Below are 18,516 nucleotides of genomic sequence, written 5' to 3'. Positions count from 1 at the left end.
AGAATAACTTAATTACCTATTCCCAATGACCAATCGCCAATCACCAATGACCAATCACCAATTACCAATTACCAATTACCAATAACCTATGTCTGATGCAATACCCGCTCTACTTGTCTTAGCAGATGGCACTGCTTATCACGGTTGGTCTTTCGGTGCTACGGGAACCGCTATCGGTGAAGTGGTGTTTAACACCGGCATGACCGGATATCAAGAAGTTTTAACTGATCCCAGTTACACTGGTCAAATTGTCATTTTTACCTATCCTGAATTAGGCAACACTGGGGTCAATCCTGAAGACGAGGAATCAGCTAGACCTCAAGTGCGGGGTGCGATCGCTCGCAATATCTGTCATAAACCAAGTAATTGGCGCTCCACACAATCCCTACCAGACTACCTGAAAAAACATCAAGTCCCCGCTATCTACGGCATCGATACCCGCGCCCTGACTCGCAAAATTCGGATGTTTGGCGCTATGAATGGTGGCATTTCTACATCCATTTTAGATGAATCAGAATTGTTGGAACTGGTGCAAGCTGCTCCCAACATGGCAGGATTAAATTTGGTGCAGGAAGTGACTACATCAAAGGTTTATGAATGGTCAGAGACCACCACTGCTGCTTGGGAATTCAACTCCGAGGCTGTCGCTAACATTGGCGAAACTTTCACCGTTGTCGCCCTAGATTTTGGTGTTAAACGTAATATCTTGCGCCGTTTAGCCAGCTACGGTTGTCGGGTGATAGTTGTTCCTGCTGATACATCTTCTGAAGAAATCCTCAACTACAATCCAGATGGTATTTTTCTCTCCAACGGCCCCGGCGATCCAGCCGCAGTCACAGAAGGTATTAGCACGGCTAAAGCGTTGCTGGCAAGTGAAAAACCCATATTTGGTATTTGTATGGGACACCAAATTTTAGGTCATGCTCTAGGGGCAGAAACCTTTAAACTTAAATTTGGGCATCGTGGTTTAAATCAGCCAGCGGGTTTACAACAACGAGTAGAAATTACTAGCCAAAACCACAGTTTTGCTATTGATCCGGATTCCTTACCGTCAGCAGTTGTAGAGGTTAGTCACCTGAACTTAAACGATCGCACCGTTGCTGGGGTACGTCACAAGTCTCTACCTGTATTTTCGGTACAGTATCACCCAGAGGCTAGTCCGGGACCTCACGATGCTGATTACTTATTTGAGCAATTTGTGCTAGAAATGCAAACAGCACGCCAAGCAGCGATCGCTTAGGTGAAGTAAAAATAAAACAATGTCTCGATGGGTCACTAGATGAGGAGATAAATTTTAGAGTTTAGAGTTTAGATTTGAGATTGGAGTTAATTAACATCCCAAATCCGAAATCTAAAATCCAAAATCGAATCCCCAATCCCCAAACTAGACAATTTACGTCAAAACCATCTATACTTGAGCGTTTACTTTCAGTTCAAAGGACGAGGAGGGAATTATTGCTGAACCACTAAATCTAACCGTGAGCCTGAGAGGCACTCGCGAAACCCGGGATAACTGTCAGCTATTCCGCCTCACAGGTTTGTTAGACGCTTTTTCTGAGCCGACATTTCGCAAGGTACTAGGCGGTAAGATTGACGAAGGTCCAAAGCACATCATTCTGGATCTCTCACAAATTGACTTTGTTGATAGCTCTGGTTTAGGTGCGCTCGTACAGTTGGCCAAGCAAGCTCAAACGGCCACAGGCACTTTGCAAATTGTCACAAATGCTCGTGTCACTCAAACGGTCAAGCTTGTTCGCTTAGAGAAGTTTCTCGCCCTTCAACCCACAGTTGATGCGGCTCTAGAAAACATCAAGTCATCTTGATTGCTTGACTAAAGAAAATCAATTTGGCTATCCAGATTCAACATCGGATAGCTTAATTTTTAACAATTTGGCAAAAAACCTCTCTCCTTGTGGGAGAGGTCAAAAAATTATCTGAGCTACTAGTACCGTTGTCTCAGAATTAAAAATTAGAAATTAAAAATTAAAAAAGCAGATGACACAAGCTTTTGAGGAATTTTTAACGGTTAGTTAGTTCACTCACGTCGTTGTGTTTGTAAGGGAATCTGGTTGGATTAATGATTAAGTAGGTGGACGGAGAAAAACCAAAATATGTAACGAAAAGTAAACAAGGATCAAACCCTCTTTCTCCCTGCCCCCTGCCCCCTGCCCCCTGCCTTATCCCAACGACAATTTTTAACGCCAACCTACTTACTGGCGTGGCAATGAAGCGCTATGCAACAAAAATCACATAGGAATTCCATCTGCTAAAAGTTATATGTTTGAAAGTTCAATTAAGATTTATACTAGTTATCCTGGCAAAATTATAGAATTGGCATACTAAGTTTGAATAATGATGAGTTACGCGTAAACCCCGCGAAGTAAGTTGAAAGGTTTTTGTGTCCAGATGCCTCTAGATGTCAAATTCCAATCGCCAAGAATAAACAAAGATTTAGTAATTTTTACTAGTGTTATATATTCTCAGTACATCGGCAACTGATAACTCCCACAGAAAAAATGTGGGCGAAAATAATCCACCTAAAGTCAGTCAAGGAATGATTAACTTGTGAATTCACAGGAGGAACAGCGATTAAATCAAGAAGATGAATCTACCACACAAGATTCTTCAGATATAACAGAATTGTTAGTAAAAACAGCAGAATTATCCCAGCAAATATCCCCGGCACAAATTAAACAGATTTCTCCTTCGGCTTTAGCTTACTTGGGGGATGCAATTTACGAACTTTATGTTAGAATGTATTACCTGTGGCCACAGCAGCGGTCAGAACTTTACCATCGTTCGGTAGTGGCGCAGGTCAGAGCGGAAACACAAGCGCTACATTTGCGATCGCTGATTCCTCACTTGAGGAGTAACGAGTTAGAAATTGTCCGTAGAGGTCGCAACGCTGTTACAAGCCGTCCTAAGCGACTTAATCCCGAAATTTATCAACAAGCAACTAGTCTAGAAACTTTAGTTGGCTACCTATACCTCACCGATCATCCACGTTTAACAGAACTATTACAAAAACTCCATCTAGAGAGATAGTTAGTAGCTACATCTGCTGATAGGAAAATCTGTCGTCATAGTTCATTAAATTGAGATCATCGTGATGCTCACCCTTTTGTTCACATCAAATACTTCCATTACTTCCATGACAAATCAACCAAGAAAAATCAATACTGCTGGTGAACCCAAACGTGGACAACCCGTGAAGATTAAGGGTAAACGCGTTATTGCTAACCCAATTCGCCATCAAGCCAAGGGAGAAAGCAAATCCGTCTCTGGTAAGCCACGGATATCTCATCACCTTTCCCTACCCTCCCCAGTCATCAAACCCGCAGAAGATCAAGATAAAGATCATGATCTCATCTACGGTCGTCATCCAGTATTAAGTGCGTTGGAAAGTCAACGTAATCTCAACCGCATCTGGATTACTACTCGCCTTCGCTATGACCATCGTTTTCATCATTTGATCCTCCAAGCTAAAGAAAATGGCTCAGTGATTGATGAAGTTGATCCCAAGCGGTTAGACCAAATCACTGAAGGGGCTAATCACCAAGGTATAGCAGCCCAAATAGCTCCTTACGCCTACGTAGAAATAGAAGATTTAATTGAACAGACAAAATCTGTCTCAGATCCTGTAATTGTTGTCGCTGATGGGATCACTGACCCCCATAACTTGGGTGCAATTATTCGTACAGCCGAAGCCATAGGCGCTCAAGGATTAGTTATTCCCCAAAGAAGAGCTTCGGGGATCACTTCCACGGTGGTTAAAGTGGCAGCAGGTGCTTTAGAAAACTTTTCCGTGTCCAGAGTCGTCAACCTCAGCCGTGCTTTAGAACAACTCAAAGAAGCTGGGTTTTGGATTTATGGAACTGCTGCGGCAGGTAGTGAACCTTTACACACAGTAACTTTCAGTGGCCCTAGTGTTTTGGTAATAGGTGCTGAAGGCGAAGGTCTTAGTATGTTGACACAACGTGGTTGCGATGTTTTAGTATCAATACCTTTACAGGGTAAGACTCCCAGCCTGAATGCATCTGTGGCAGCAGGTATGGCGCTTTATGAAATTTATCGCCAACGTTCGTTAAATACTCACTATCTTGATAAACTACGTACAATTTCTTTGAAAAAATAGGCCGAAAAGAGTATAAAGAAATGTAACAGAGAATAAATCCAACATATTGTTGAACACCCTGTAATACGTTTATAAACTGGTGAAAACCATGAAAACAATTTGGCATAACCTTAAAGAAGGGCTGATTAGTATATCCAACGGTTTAGGATTAGCTTGGTGGGTAGAGATTGTTACCCAGAATCCTCGTTGCACATACTATTTCGGTCCATTTCTAAGCTCAGTAGAGGCAATAACCGCCAGTAAAGGCTATGTAGAAGACTTGGAAATTGAAGAAGCTCAAGGCATTATGGTGAATGTCAAGCGGTGCAAACCTTATGTTTTGACTATTGCTGAAGACTTGGGGGAAAGGATTGACCGTAAAGTAAAGCCTGCCTTTAGCGGTCAAATTTAAAAGTAATCATTAGGCGGTCATCGTTCTCAGACTGGTTCTGGAAACGATGACAATAACAATTCAAAATCCAAATCAAAATTCAAAGTCTAAACTTTAATTACCTGCGGGTGTGCTTCTAACCATCCATCAATATCAGATAGCAATTCTTGGGGAGTTTCCCAGGGAAAAAGATGGGCTGTGTTGGGGTAACATTGCCACTGAGAATTTTTAAGATGTCGTGCAGTCTCTAAACTAGAATCAGCTGTAATGTGACGATCTTGGGAACCAGCAAGTACCAAACTGGGGCATTCGATATGTCGTAGGTCTGGAAGTCGGTTATAGCCAGCTTTAATGGCGCTATAGAGGGCGCGGGTAGCGTGAGGAGAAGTTTGTAAATAGGCTTGTATAGCTTCTTTGGCGATGTAGCTGTAGGCTGTGGGTGTGTGTTGTTGGATTAAATAACGAAAGAGCGATCGCTTGCCAAAAGTTTCAATATTCCACTGCCAACCAGGTTTGACATAATTTAATAACCCCGCAATAGCGGTATAGACATTATCCTGCCAAGAAATAGGGGGATGATTACCCCAAGGTCTAGCTGAAGTTGCTACTAAAATTAGCCCAGTGACACGCTGTGGTAAGCGGAGTGCCAATTCCATCGCCAAAATACCACCAAGTGACCATCCCAATACTAGACATTTTTCAATTTGATAGCGGTCTAGGAGAGCTTCTAAGTCATCTAAATGGTCATGCATTTCAAATTTGCTATAGCAGCGACTTTTGCCGTATCCTCGCAAATCTGGGGCAAATGTTTGAAAGCGTTTTGATAAATGATTGGTAAAAACAGAAAGATTGCGACCAGTTCCAGGATGACCATGTAAACCCAGAATCGGAAAACCTTGACCTTGAATGTAAACATTCAGAGGTACAGATTTAGTATTATAGCGATCGCTCATTACTTGCCATTACTCCTGTTTATTTTTCGATATAGCCGCCTGCATAAGTAATTACACACATATTTCTATAGGATTTATGAGAACCGTAAGCGACACCAGTCACCTTAAAAGCCGGGTTAAAAATGTTGGTTCGATGACCGCGAGAGGGTACACCATCATCAATAATTAATTGCATGACGATATCTTGTCCATTGTTGATACCATAGCTGATGTTTTCCCCAGCGGTGGTTTGCCATTTACCATAACGATTAATGCGACTAGCAGAAGTACTACCATCACTACCATTATGTCCTGTATAACCTTTTACCCCTTGGTCTTTGACGTGATCTTTAGCAGCTAAAGACATTCCCTTAGAGGCTTTTAATGTACCTACAGGGCGGACTGATTTGAGAAATGCGATCGCTTCATTAACTGGTTTTACCCCTTCCTGAGTAATTAAATAGGTATTATTAGAAATTTTGACTTTATTACCCTCAAAGCGTTTTTTATAGTTTTCTAAGATGGGTAAGTATGACTGAGGATTAGTTCTAACTTTGTTAGTTTCATCAATCACTTGTTGTTCTAACGGTGACAAGTAACTTTTCTGCGCTAACAAAGTCGAATTATTCTTAACTATATTTGGAGTCAATTGTGCTGTTGATTGTCTAGATTGCAGTAGTTGATGATAAAAACTAGCTCCTAGAGTAATCGGCAAAAATATCCAAAATCCCAACTTACGCATTTAATAACCTCACAATTTAATTTCGATAAATTTCTATCTTAAGACATTAACCAACACCTGCACCAAGTTCTGAAAAGCCCCACTCTTCTAAAGTGAGGGCATTGTGACTATTATAAAGGACAAAATGTTATACCTTTTGGAAGTTGCATATAATCAGATTTCCACGACCAGGACTACAGATATAGACTCTCTTTGGGTGGCTTGTTGAAGAGTACGCAGATAAATACCAGATGAATTCATGGATTATATGATTTTGTGCAACCTCAGCTTAAATTGGTATTACTTCTCACTTGTCAATATCTTCTCGATTTCTGATAGTTGAATTGGTCTAGCCAAATTATTACTATTGAGTATGAAGGAAGGTGTGCCAGCAAGTCCCAATTTATAAGCCATTTGCAGGTCTTTTTTAATTGCTTCATCGGCGACATTTAGATCAGCTTTAAATTTTGCTAAATCCAATTTTAGATTGTTAGCAATATCTAAATATAAAGTTTCACCTAGCTGCTTTTGGTTAGTAAATAAAGCATCATGATATTGCCAAAATTTACCTTGTTGAAATGCTGCCCAAGCTGCTTTTGCGGCTGGTAAAGCTTGGTCATGAATTTGAGTCAGTGGCAAATGTTTATAAACTAAAGTAAATTTATTTGGATACTTTGCCAACAAATCTTTCAAAGTTTTATTTGCTTCGGCACAATATGGACATTCAAAGTCAGAAAACTCGATTAGGACAGTTTTTGATTGTGTTGAACCTGTAGTGGGAGAATCACCTATTACTGCTGGAGTATTAGTTTGGAAATCCTGTAAAAATGCTTGTCTTGCTTGCTGTACTTGCTGCTGCTGTTCTTGTTGATATGCTTGCACAGATTCGATAATTATTTCTGGATGTTGGCGGATAATTTTTAGTACTTGCTGTTCTAGTTGGGGTTCTATATTGGTATCAGCTTGAGCAGGAAGTGACCAGCTAAGACTCAAAAATAGTAAGCTACAAATTGCCCAGATACGCAGGGTGTGAAATATTTGAAACATGAGAAAATACTAGAAAAATTGATACTATCTTAGTATCGCTGAAAATGAGTTACAAAACATAGTGATGATATATTAGGACTCGTATTTGATTTTTGTGAAAGTGACCTGCGCTTTGCGCTTATAAAACTCAGTACATATCTACCTCTCCTGTTCCCTATTTCCTACACAAGTAAATTCAGTAATCAAACAGGATTCCTATCTGTATCTAACTGAATATTGCGTCAATTTAAAAACCTTGTAAATAAATGTAACGCAACTCCCAAATAAAATGCTCTGTAATTAGCCTCATCCAATCCAGTAAGTCACTCCCTGCGGTAGTCTAGATAAATGCTAATTTATCGCCTGGTTTGACATATAGTTTTATGACTTCAGTTTCTAGTCCTGCACGCACTATTCGTATTGGTTCACGTAAAAGCCAACTAGCTCTAGTTCAAACATACTGGGTACAAGCGCAACTCCAGAAAAGCTTTCCAGACATTACTTTTGAAGTCCATACTATGTCTACCCAAGGGGACAAAATCTTGGATGTAGCATTGGCCAAAATTGGCGATAAAGGACTATTTACCAAGGAACTGGAACTGGGCATGATCAATAAAGAGATTGATTTTGCTGTTCATTCCCTCAAGGATCTACCAACTAACTTACCCGAAGGGTTAACACTAGCAGCAATTACGGAACGGGAAAACCCCGCAGACGCGGTGGTGCTGCATGAAAAGCATAAAGGTGAGCAAATCGAGACTTTACCAGCAGGTGCGGTGATTGGTACTTCTTCCCTGCGAAGACTGGCACAGTTACGCCATAAGTTCCCTCATTTTACATTTAAAGATGTTCGGGGCAACTTGATTACACGCATGGCAAAACTGGATGCTGGTGAGTATGATGCTTTAATTTTAGCGGTAGCTGGTTTAGAAAGATTGGAAATGAGCGATCGCATTCACCAAATTTTGCCCCCAGAAATCTCCCTCCATGCAGTCGGACAAGGGGCTTTGGGCATAGAATGCCGGGCTGATGATACTGAAGTAATTTCCTTACTGAAAGCCATTGAACACCCACAAACACGCGATCGCTGTTTGGCTGAAAGATCATTTTTACGAGTTCTAGAAGGCGGTTGCCAAGTTCCCATTGGTGTAAATACAGAAATTAATGGTGATGAATTAACACTAAAAGGTCTAGTCGCCAGCGTTGATGGTCAACGACTCGTTAAAGATACTGTTAGCGGTGCAGCTGCCGATGCCGAAAAATTAGGAGCAGAACTAGCTAGTATTTTACGTCAACAAGGTGCTACAGAAATTTTGGAGGAAATCTTTACCGATATCCAACGCGGCTCATAAGGTGATAGGTTACACACAATAGGTAACAGACAAAACAAAAATTTGAGATTTGAGATTTGAGTTAATCAATCCAAAATCCAAAATCCAAAATCCAAAATCGAATTACCAATCACCATGAAAATTTTATTTGTTGCAGCAGAAGCTGCCCCCATTGCCAAAGTTGGCGGAATGGGTGATGTTGTAGGTGCATTACCCAAATTCTTAAGAGAAATAGGTCATGATGTACGGATATTTTTGCCTTATTATGGCTTTCTCCCAGACAAAATGGAGGTTCCTAAAGAACCGATATGGCGCGGTTATGCAATGTTCCAGGAGTTCGCCGTTTACGAAAGTGTTCTACCTGGTACTGATGTTCCCTTGTATTTATTTGGACATCCAGTATTTCTACCCCGCCGGATTTATGGTGGAGAAGATGAAGATTGGAGATTTACCTTATTTTCCAATGGTGCAGCGGAATTTTGCTGGAATTACTGGAAACCGGAAATTGTCCATTGTCACGATTGGCACACAGGAATGTTGCCAGTATGGTTGAACCAATCTCCAGATATCACCACTGTCTTTACCATTCATAACTTGGCATATCAAGGCCCGTGGCGTTGGTATTTGGAGAAAATTACTTGGTGTCCCTGGTATATGCAAGGACACAACACCATGGCCGCAGCAGTGCAGTTTGCCAACAAGGTGAATACAGTTTCTCCGACCTATGCAGAGCAAATTAAAACACCTGCTTACGGTGAAGAAATCGAAGGTTTATTGTCTTTTATCAGTGGTAAGTTATCAGGGATTATCAACGGTATAGATACTGAAGTTTATAACCCCGCAAATGATAAATACATCACCCAAACTTTCACCACCGATACCCTAGACAAACGCAAAGCTAACAAAATTGCTTTGCAAGAAGAAATGGGCTTAGAAGTTAACTCTGGTGCCTTCTTGATTGGCATGGTAAGTAGGTTGGTAGAACAAAAAGGTCTGGATTTGGTTTTACAAATTTTAGACCGCTTTATGGCTTATACAGATGCTCAATTTGTCTTGTTGGGAACAGGCGATCGCTATTATGAAACCCAAATGTGGCAACTTGCATCTCGCTACCCTGGACGCATGGCAACTTATCTGCTATATAACGATGCCCTTTCTCGTCGCATTTACGCTGGTACTGATGCCTTCTTAATGCCTAGCCGTTTTGAACCTTGCGGTATCAGTCAAATGATGGCTTTGCGTTATGGTTCTGTACCAATTGTCCGTCGTACAGGTGGATTAGTGGACACTGTATCGCATTACGACCCAGTAAATGAGGCAGGTACTGGTTATTGCTTTGACCGTTATGAACCCCTAGACCTTTTTACCTGCATGATTCGCGCTTGGGAAGGTTTCCGTTTCAAACCGCAATGGCAAGAATTACAAAAACGCGGCATGAACCAGGATTTCAGTTGGTATCGTTCTGCCAAGCAATACGATAAGCTGTACAAATCAATCTACGGTTTGCCAGAAGCGGAACCAGAGTCAATATTAACCGAGGCTGTATAGCAGGTGACAGGTGACAGGTGACAGGTGACAGAGTTAAAAGTCTGTTGGTGTCTAAGTTTTATCGTCAGTTAATTTCCTAACAACCTTGGCGGTTGCTATACCCAATTAAGATGAAGCTGCATAGAATAAGGGATCAAGACTAATTGACCGCAGATATAGACATCCCTAGGGTGATTTCTTGAAAAATACGCAGATAAATCAATAGACATCTCCGGTAAATATTGTAGAGACGTTCCATAGAACGTCTCTACAAGGGTTTTAGGTCACACATATTTAATTTCCGGAGATGTCTAATAGATTTCATGATGCTGTGCAGCTTCACATAAAATTGGTTCAACAGTTAATACCTTCGCCAAAATAAGAGCCTCATAAAGAAATGGTATTAAATCGATATTTGATAAATTAACAAAATCACACTAGTTCGCCACAAATACAGTAAAATCCCTAAGTAAATTAACCATTATTAGCAACAAAATGTCTGAATCAACAGAAACTGGCGTGAGTTTTACTGCCAAAGTTATGGCCGCTAGTCGTGCGATCGAAACTCAAAGACCTGATGCTTTGTTTGCCGACCCCTTAGCAGCACAGTTAGCAGGTCAAGAAGCTATGGAAGTAGCCATTCTCCGCTTAGAAGAAGATGAAAAACTAGGAAGACCATATACATTGGTTCGGACACGCTTTTTCGATGATTTTCTCAATAAATACTCTGATAATATTCGGCAAATCGTTTTTTTGGGTTCAGGAATGGATACAAGAGCTTTTCGCCTGAATTGGCAACCTGGAACTCATATTTATGAAATCGATCAACCGGATGTATTACTTTATAAAGAATCGGTTTTAAACGGAGTTATTCCTAACTGTACTCGCCATTCAATTTGTGCTGATTTAAAAGAATCTTTTTGGTCTCAATTACTTCTAAAAGAAGGCTTTCAAACTTCAGAACCCGCTATCTGGCTATTAGAAGGATTTCTCTATTATCTAGACCCGATAGCAGTCGAAAATGTCCTCATAAACATCCAAAATTTATCTGTAAAAGGAAGTTATTTTGGTGCTGATGTCATCAACACAGTTATTTGCAATGGTGCAGATGAATGGGCTAAATATTGGCAATTCAGTTGTGATGAGCCTGAATCTTTTTTTGCTGCCTATGATTGGAACGCATCAGTCATTCAACCAGGGGAAGAGCGGGCTTCTTTTGGGAGATATACTTATCAATTTCCCGCCCGTAATGTTCCTGATGCACCACATATCTTTTTTGTCCTAGCTGTCAAAGAAGATTAATAATGACGATTTAAACACCCACGGTAAATGCCTTGAATTTTGAATTTTAAATTATTTAAGCTCAGTGTATAACAGTTATAGCAATCACCAAGGTGCTTAGGAAACCACGCCACTCTTTCGGGTTTCCAGACTCTGGGGGGGGTTAGGTCTATCTTATACAGCACTTCCCAGTCTCATGAGGTACAAGAACCCCACCCCCAACCCCCTCCCCGCAAGCGATGAGGGGGCTATGATGTACCTCATGATATCGGGAATGTATCCCAACGATTATTATTTACGCCGATCTACTTACTATATTTTGGCAGCAGAATGTCTTTCAATCGCTAATTGAATTAATTGATCTACGAGTTGAGGAAAGGGAACACCAGTATTAGCCCAAAGTTGAGGATACATACTTGTGGCTGTAAACCCTGGTAAGGTATTAATTTCGTTAATTAAGATTTCTCCGGTAGCTTCGACATAGAAAAAATCTACTCTCGCTAAACCAGCAGCGTCAACGGCTGCAAAGGCTTGTAATGCCATTTCCTGAATTTTCTGAACAATTGCTTCTGGAAGATTTGCAGGAATGAATAAATCGGCTTTACCTTCGGTATATTTAGTTTCGTAATCGTAAAAATCACTATCAAAAGTAATTTCGCCAATCACAGAAGCTTTGGGGTTATCGTTCCCTAAAACAGCGCATTCTACTTCTCTGGCCACAACTCCCGCTTCTACTATAATCCGTCTATCATAAGTGGCGGCATTATCTAAGGCTGCTTCTAATTCTCGGCGCGATCGCACTTTGGTAATTCCCACCGATGAACCCAGATTAGCAGGTTTGACAAAACAGGGATAGTCCAATGTTGCTTCAATTTCATCACAGAGTTTGGGAAACACACAAGAATTTGACCAAACTTGCTCCCTAGTGATGGCCTTATATTTTACTTGTGGTAGCCCCGCTTGGGCAAAAGCGGTTTTCATGCCGATTTTATCCATTCCCGTAGCCGAACCTAACACCCCAGAACCCACAAAAGGGACTTGCATTAAAGTGAGTAAGCCTTGAATTGTACCATCTTCTCCGTTCGGCCCGTGGAGAATGGGAAACCACAGATCAATTTCTGCGGTTTGCGGTGGAAATTGCCATAAATTAGGTGTAACGGCGGGATTTTCCATAGCCACACCAGATGCTAACACTTGCTGTGCAACTTCCCCAGCTTGCCAAAAGCCATCTTTTTGAATGTAGAAAGGCAGAATTTCATACTTATTGCTATTTTCTTCTGCACTTAAGGCTTTAGCGATCGCTCGTGCTGAAATTATTGAAACTTCATGTTCTCCAGAACGTCCACCAAACAGCAAGCCTACCCGCAGCTTAGTCATCTTCTGTTCCTCGATACTTCTAAAGCAGATAGCGTACCACAAGATCTCCAACTTCTTAGATAAATGCTTCTTTAAGCTGGGTGACAACACAGGCTAGTTTAAAGTCAAGGCTTTATTTGAGCTATCAATTCATGGTCAAATTTTTGACTTTCCTAAACTTTATGACTATGATTTTTTCTCATAAATGATTTAGGATGGCTATATATAGAATTAATATTTGATTTTTAAAATATACGTAGGGTGGGCATTGCCCAGCGTAGATAGGTTTTGGTGGGCTTAAAAATTTTCAAATATCAAATATGATTCCTATAGTTGGCAGTAATCTTTAAAGAAGATGGAAAAAATGGCAGACAATGCCACGAATAATCTACCCCACTTTAATAACGCCGCCTTTGATATCGTGGCCATGGCAGCATCAGCAGGTGGGTTAAATGCTTTGAGTGCCGTACTATCGACATTACCCGCAGATTTTACAGCCGCGATCGCTATTGTGCAACATCTAGCTCCCCGTCATCCTTCACTCATGGCTGATATTCTGGATCGACGTACCGAGTTGCAAGTCAAGCAAGCAGAAGAAGGAGATCAGCTTACCCCAAAAACAGTTTATCTTGCTCCTCCCGACCGACACCTGCTAGTTAACTGTGACGGCACACTTTCTTTATCGCAGTCAGAATTGGTACACTTCTTGCGTCCCTCGGCTGATGTATTATTTGAATCAGTTGCAGATAGTTACAAAAACCGTGCGATTGCTGTTGTCTTGACTGGTACTGGTAATGATGGAACCATGGGAGTACAAGCAGTGAAAAAAATGGGGGGTACTGTCATTGCTCAAGATGAAAACACGGCTGAATTTTTTGGAATGCCAGACTCGGCCATTAAAAGCGGTAATGTAGATTTTATTTTGCCTTTAAATGAAATATCACCAGCCCTGGTGAGTTTGGTTATGGATGGTGTTTAAATAAAAAAAATAACCTAAGAGGATGAATCTACCACAATCAAATTTATCCCCTGATTGGTAAGTAGGTGAACAGAAAAAAACCCTGTATGTAACGAAAAGTAAAATATCCCAAAACCTCTTCTGGAGTTCCCCGTTACCTGTTAAAAGTTCCCTTATCATCACGACAATTTTTAACGCTCACTTACTTACAGCAGATTGCAGATCGATGAGGCTTCGCCGTGAGCGTCAGCCGAACGGTACAGAATCAAAATTGAAACCTATACACCAAGCCAGTTTTACTCCTGACTCCTGACTCCTGACTCCTGACTCCTGAATTCTGCTGTAATGATTTATGTACTGATGGATTGACTGCGGATGTTTTTATGAATTATATAGAAAAAGATCCTGAATTTGAAAATCTACTTATATATTTGCGGCAAAATCGGGGCTTTGATTTCACAGGTTACAAGTATTCGACTTTGATGCGGCGTGTACGCAAGCGAATGCAATCATTGAATTTAGAAGACTTTGGAAGTTACTTAGACTATTTAGAAGTACATCCAGAAGAATTCAATTATTTGTTTAATATTATCTTAATTAATGTTACCAGTTTTTTTCGCGATCCCTTAGCTTGGGAAGCCATAGTTGGGAAAGTTTTACCTAATATCATCCAAGGCAAGAACAAAACTGACAAAATCAGAATTTGGAGTGCAGGTTGTGCTTCTGGTGAAGAAGCTTACACCCTCGCCATGCTGATGACGGAAATGTTGGGGGCTGAGGAATTTCGCCATCGAGTCAAAATCTATGCTACTGATGTAGATGAAGAAGCTCTCAACCAAGGGCGGCAAGCTACATATTCAGCTAAAGATATCTATCTGGTACCACAGCACCTACAGAAAAAATATTTTGAAGTCATCAATAATCGTTATGTCTTTCAGCAAGATTTACGCCATACTGTAATTTTTGGTCGTCATGACTTGCTGCAAGATGCCCCAATTTCTCGCTTAGACTTGTTGGTTTGTCGCAACACATTGATGTATTTTAATTCGGAAACTCAGGGGCGGATTCTGAGAGGGTTTCATTTTGCCTTGAAAGACACAGGTTATCTGTTTTTGGGTAAAGCGGAAATGTTGTTGATGTATCCTAATCTGTTTACACCTTTAGACTTAAAGAACCGTATATTTACTAAAGCATCACAACCTAATCTCCGCGATCGCCTCTTATTTATGGCAAATTCGGGACAAGAGGAATCGAGCTATTTTTTATCTAAGCAAGTACGTCTGCGGGATTTAGCTTTTGATGCCACACCCATCGCCCAAATAGTCGTTGATACTGATAATAGATTAGTGATGATCAACGAACAGTCCAAGATTTTATTCAATCTCTCAAATAAAGATTTAAATTGCCCCTTTCAAGATTTGGAAATATCTTACCGTCCCCTAGAATTGCGATCGCTGATTGAACAGGTTTATAACGAGCGCCGTTCCGTATTCATACCTAATGTAACGAGATATTTGTCTAATACTGAAATTCAATCTCTAGATGTGCAAGTTAAACCTTTATTAGATACTGATGATATAATTTCAGGTGTGAGTATAACCTTTCAGGATGTTACTAGTTATATTCACCTTCAAGAAGAGTTACAACGTTCTAAACAAGAACAAGAGACAACCAACGAAGAACTCCAGTCTACTAATGAAGAATTAGAGACAACCAACGAAGAACTCCAATCTACTAATGAAGAATTAGAGACAACCAACGAAGAACTCCAGTCTACTAATGAAGAATTGGAGACAATGAACGAAGAAGTCAATTCTACTAACGAAGAATTACAGTCCATTAATGATGCATTAAACCAGAAGACTAGAGAACTAAACCAAACGAATGTTGTTTTAGTCAGCATCCTCAGAAGTCTACAAACAGGCATATTAGTTATCGATCAAAATTTCACTATTTTGGTTTGGAATCATTTTCTTGAAGATATGTGGGGGTTGCGAACCGATGAAGTATTGGGTAATTCCTTGTTTAGCCTCGATATTGGTTTACCAATCGAGCAATTGCGCTCTCTCATTCTTGATACTCTCTCCAACAAACAAGGATTTCAAGAAATGGTTTTAAATGCGCTCAACCGTCGCGGTAGACAAATCAGATGTTACGTTTCTATTACTCCTATGTTGGGTACAGATATGAAAGGAGCAGTTTTGATGATCGCAGATGTAGAAGCCGTTAACAGTATGATGTCTAGCGAAGATATTGAAGAACGAAGGCAGCAGAATTAGTAGGTCGGCGTATTTATCTTAGGATAAGGCAGGGGGTAGGGCAGGGAGCAGGGGGCAGGGAGCAGGGGGCAGGGGGCAGGGAGCAGGGAGCAGGGAGCAGGGAGCAGGGAGCAGGGAGCAGGGAGCAGGGAGCAGGGAGCAGGGAGCAGGGAGCAGAGGGCAGGGGGAAAGAGGATTTTAGCTTAGTTAATCTTTCTTTACATAGGTTGGTTTTTTTGTGCCAATCTACTTAAACCATAGATGCATTTTGACCATGACACAACACAATCTAGAACAACTGATGGCGATTGCCCAAACAAGACTAGATAACTTGTTAAAACGTGCCAATCAACCAGAGGAGCAACGTAGATCGCAAGATTCTCATGCCGTTCTATTAAGTGAAGCGATCGCGGAAATTTCTATTTCTTTAGAAGAATTAAACGTCTTAGTAGAAGAGCTACAACAGCAAAATGAGGAATTAATCGCTACCCGTCAGCAAGTAGATGCTGAACGCCAACGATACCTAGATTTATTCAACTTTGCTCCTGATGGTTATTTAGTTACGGATGTAGAGGGTGTAATCCAAGAAGCGAACTATATTGCCGCGCAGTTACTCAATGTCCGTCATTCTTATCTAATTGGCAAACCACTGACTGTGTTTGTGCATGCAGAGGAACGGCAAAACTTTCGCAAGTTAATGTTGCAGTTGCAACAGGAAGGTCAAATCCGCATCACCGAGTTACACATATTTCACAATGAAGATAGCACAGACTTTCCGGCTGAAGTGACGGCAGTTATTGAACGCGATCGCACAGGCAAAGTAACTGGTTTACGCTGGCTGTTGCGAGATATTAGCGATCGCAAACAAGTGGAACGGAAAATCCGTGAACAAGCGGCTTTAATTGATGTTGCTACTGATGCCATTTTTGTCCACGATTTGGAAAACCAGATTTTATTCTGGAGCCAAGGGGCTGAACGCTTATATGGTTGGACGACCGAAGAAAGCTTAACTAAAAAAACTCATGAACTTTTCTACAAAGAATCATTATTGCCACTGGAAGCAGGTCTAAAGGCTACTATCGAACAAGGTTCTTGGCAAGGTGAGTTAGAGCAAATCACCAAAACTGGTAGAGAAATTATCGTTGCTAGTCGTTTGACATTAGTACGCGATGAATCTGGAAAACCCCAATCCATTCTCGCAGTCAACACCGACATCACCGAGAAAAAACAAATAGAGCAACAATTTTACCGCTCTCAAAGGTTGGAGAGTATAGGAACTCTAGCTAGTGGCATTGCTCACGACCTCAACAACGTCTTTGCTCCCATTTTGATGATTGCCCAACTTTTACCTTCAATATTCAAAAATACTGATAGACGGAATCAAGAACTTTTCAAAACTATAGAAACCTGCGCGGAGCGTGGTGCTGGCTTAGTTAAACAAATTCTCACCTTTGCCCAGGGTACAGCAGGAAAACGCATCCTTTTGAACCCTGGATATTTGCTCACAGAATTGCTGAAAGTCATCAGCCAGACATTTCCTAAATCCATTGAATTGCGTATTAATATTCCTATAAACACTTTGTGGATGGTGCAAGCCAATCCCACCCAACTAGATCAGGTATTTATGAATTTGGTAGTCAATGCCCGTGACGCTATGCCCAATGGTGGTACTCTCACCATCACTGCCGAAAACCGGATAATTGACAAAATCTTTGCCCAAATGCACCTTGAGGCCAAAACAGGAGGCTACATCGTTGTTACCATCTCAGATACAGGAACGGGAATTCCTCCAGAATTTTTAGAGCGGATATTTGATCCCTTTTTTACAACTAAAGAAATTGGCATAGGTACAGGACTAGGGCTGTCAACGGTTTTAGGTATTATCAAGAATCACGACGGCTTTGTGCAAGTATCGAGTCAGATAGGTAAAGGGACAAAATTTCAGGTGTTCTTACCAACAATAGAAGGAACAGTAAGCGATGTGACGATAGATCAGGAGTTAGCTCAAGGTAATGGGGAGTTGATTCTGATTGTTGATGGTGAAGACGTAGTCAAACAAACCACTCAGGAAATTTTAGAAGATTATAACTACAAAACCCTTGTGGCTAATGATGGCATTGAGGCGATTACTCTTTATGCTGAACATAAGCAAAAAATTAGCGCCATTTTGCTAGATATGCTCATGCCCAACATGGATGGATTTACAGCTATCCGTATCTTGCTAACTCTCAACCCCAAAGTCAAGATTATTGCCAGCAGTGGCTTAAGTGCTAATGAGCAAAAGGCGATCGCGGAAGGTGCCAAAAAATTTCTGTTGAAGCCCTACACAACTACAGATTTATTGACTGCTTTATCTTATGTGATCGGCATCAGGGACTAGGGAGTAGGCATTGCTTATGGTGGGACTTAGGCAAAAAAACCGATAAAATAGCCTCGAACGTATATCCCAAGTCCCAAGGGGAGCAACGCGATTTTGTGAGATCATCATCAAAGATAGCAGGGGAGCAGGGAGCAGGGAGCAGGGAGCAGGGAGCAGGGAGCAGGGGGAATGGAAAAAGAACCAATCAAAAGTCATGAAGACCTAGAAGTATACAAAATGGCATTTGATGTCGCCATGAAAA

General features: G+C 41.1%; 15 protein-coding genes. 11 read left to right on the top strand and 4 right to left on the bottom strand.

Annotated elements, in window-relative coordinates; genetic code table 11:
* Positions 1 to 88: 88 nt before the first annotated feature.
* From carA to H6G68_RS20535, 5 genes are all read left to right on the top strand, one after another.
* Positions 89 to 1,240 carry a glutamine-hydrolyzing carbamoyl-phosphate synthase small subunit gene (gene carA, locus H6G68_RS20555; protein WP_190908305.1) on the top strand — a complete coding sequence of 384 codons (1,152 nt, stop codon included), beginning with the start codon at positions 89 to 91 and terminating at the stop codon, positions 1,238 to 1,240.
* A 211-nt stretch (positions 1,241 to 1,451) separates the two neighbouring features.
* Positions 1,452 to 1,823, top strand: coding sequence for an STAS domain-containing protein (locus tag H6G68_RS20550; protein ID WP_127054826.1), 372 nt, complete (start codon positions 1,452 to 1,454; stop codon positions 1,821 to 1,823).
* Between the two features lie 742 nt (positions 1,824 to 2,565).
* The gene (locus H6G68_RS20545) at positions 2,566 to 3,045 is read left to right on the top strand and encodes a ribonuclease III domain-containing protein (RefSeq protein WP_190908304.1); all 480 of its coding nucleotides are present in this window, start codon (positions 2,566 to 2,568) and stop codon (positions 3,043 to 3,045) included.
* A gap of 106 nt (positions 3,046 to 3,151) precedes the next feature.
* A complete protein-coding gene (gene rlmB / locus H6G68_RS20540; RefSeq protein ID WP_190908303.1) occupies positions 3,152 to 4,135 on the top strand; it encodes a 23S rRNA (guanosine(2251)-2'-O)-methyltransferase RlmB in 984 nt (327 codons plus the stop codon).
* An 88-nt stretch (positions 4,136 to 4,223) separates the two neighbouring features.
* Positions 4,224 to 4,526 carry a DUF1816 domain-containing protein gene (locus tag H6G68_RS20535; protein ID WP_127054823.1) on the top strand — a complete coding sequence of 101 codons (303 nt, stop codon included), beginning with the start codon at positions 4,224 to 4,226 and terminating at the stop codon, positions 4,524 to 4,526.
* A gap of 86 nt (positions 4,527 to 4,612) precedes the next feature.
* Here H6G68_RS20535 and H6G68_RS20530 read toward each other — a convergent pair whose 3' ends face one another.
* The 3 genes from H6G68_RS20530 to H6G68_RS20520 form a co-directional block, all read right to left on the bottom strand.
* Entirely contained in the window at positions 4,613 to 5,458 is an 846-nt protein-coding gene (locus tag H6G68_RS20530) for an alpha/beta fold hydrolase (RefSeq protein WP_190908302.1), read from the bottom strand.
* Between the two features lie 19 nt (positions 5,459 to 5,477).
* A complete protein-coding gene (locus H6G68_RS20525; RefSeq protein WP_190908301.1) occupies positions 5,478 to 6,179 on the bottom strand; it encodes a CAP domain-containing protein in 702 nt (233 codons plus the stop codon).
* A 279-nt stretch (positions 6,180 to 6,458) separates the two neighbouring features.
* Complete coding sequence (locus H6G68_RS20520; protein ID WP_190908300.1) at positions 6,459 to 7,205, bottom strand: DsbA family protein; 747 nt, start codon at positions 7,203 to 7,205, stop codon at positions 6,459 to 6,461.
* A 362-nt stretch (positions 7,206 to 7,567) separates the two neighbouring features.
* On the opposite strand from H6G68_RS20520, the gene hemC reads away from it, so the two are divergent.
* The 3 genes from hemC (at position 7,568) to H6G68_RS20505 (ending at position 11,344) form a co-directional block, all read left to right on the top strand.
* Entirely contained in the window at positions 7,568 to 8,536 is a 969-nt protein-coding gene (gene hemC, locus H6G68_RS20515) for a hydroxymethylbilane synthase (protein WP_190908299.1), read from the top strand.
* Positions 8,537 to 8,650: 114 nt separating this feature from the next.
* A complete protein-coding gene (glgA, locus tag H6G68_RS20510) occupies positions 8,651 to 10,063 on the top strand; it encodes a glycogen synthase GlgA (RefSeq protein WP_190908298.1) in 1,413 nt (470 codons plus the stop codon).
* 474 nt (positions 10,064 to 10,537) lie between these two features.
* Positions 10,538 to 11,344: an SAM-dependent methyltransferase gene (locus H6G68_RS20505; RefSeq protein ID WP_190908297.1), complete on the top strand. Its 807-nt coding sequence runs from the start codon at positions 10,538 to 10,540 to the stop codon at positions 11,342 to 11,344.
* A gap of 291 nt (positions 11,345 to 11,635) precedes the next feature.
* Here the strand turns inward: H6G68_RS20505 and H6G68_RS20500 are convergent, their stop codons facing one another.
* Positions 11,636 to 12,700 carry a D-alanine--D-alanine ligase family protein gene (locus H6G68_RS20500; RefSeq protein WP_190908296.1) on the bottom strand — a complete coding sequence of 355 codons (1,065 nt, stop codon included), beginning with the start codon at positions 12,698 to 12,700 and terminating at the stop codon, positions 11,636 to 11,638.
* Between the two features lie 334 nt (positions 12,701 to 13,034).
* Between H6G68_RS20500 and H6G68_RS20495 the strand changes: the two genes are divergently transcribed.
* The 3 genes from H6G68_RS20495 to H6G68_RS20485 all read left to right on the top strand — a co-directional run bounded on the left by H6G68_RS20495 (position 13,035) and on the right by H6G68_RS20485 (position 18,275).
* Entirely contained in the window at positions 13,035 to 13,658 is a 624-nt protein-coding gene (locus H6G68_RS20495; RefSeq protein ID WP_190908295.1) for a chemotaxis protein CheB, read from the top strand.
* A 362-nt stretch (positions 13,659 to 14,020) separates the two neighbouring features.
* Positions 14,021 to 15,916 carry a CheR family methyltransferase gene (locus H6G68_RS20490; protein WP_190908294.1) on the top strand — a complete coding sequence of 632 codons (1,896 nt, stop codon included), beginning with the start codon at positions 14,021 to 14,023 and terminating at the stop codon, positions 15,914 to 15,916.
* A gap of 253 nt (positions 15,917 to 16,169) precedes the next feature.
* On the top strand, positions 16,170 to 18,275 hold the full coding sequence (locus H6G68_RS20485) for a PAS domain-containing hybrid sensor histidine kinase/response regulator (protein ID WP_190908293.1): 2,106 nt from the start codon (positions 16,170 to 16,172) through the stop codon (positions 18,273 to 18,275).
* Positions 18,276 to 18,516 lie beyond the last annotated feature (241 nt).

This window comes from Anabaena catenula FACHB-362 (assembly GCF_014698735.1).
GTDB classification, from domain to species: Bacteria; Cyanobacteriota; Cyanobacteriia; order Cyanobacteriales; family Nostocaceae; genus Anabaena; species Anabaena variabilis_A.
Note: the sequence above shows the minus strand (reverse complement) of the source record. Positions and strands in the feature narration are given on the sequence as shown.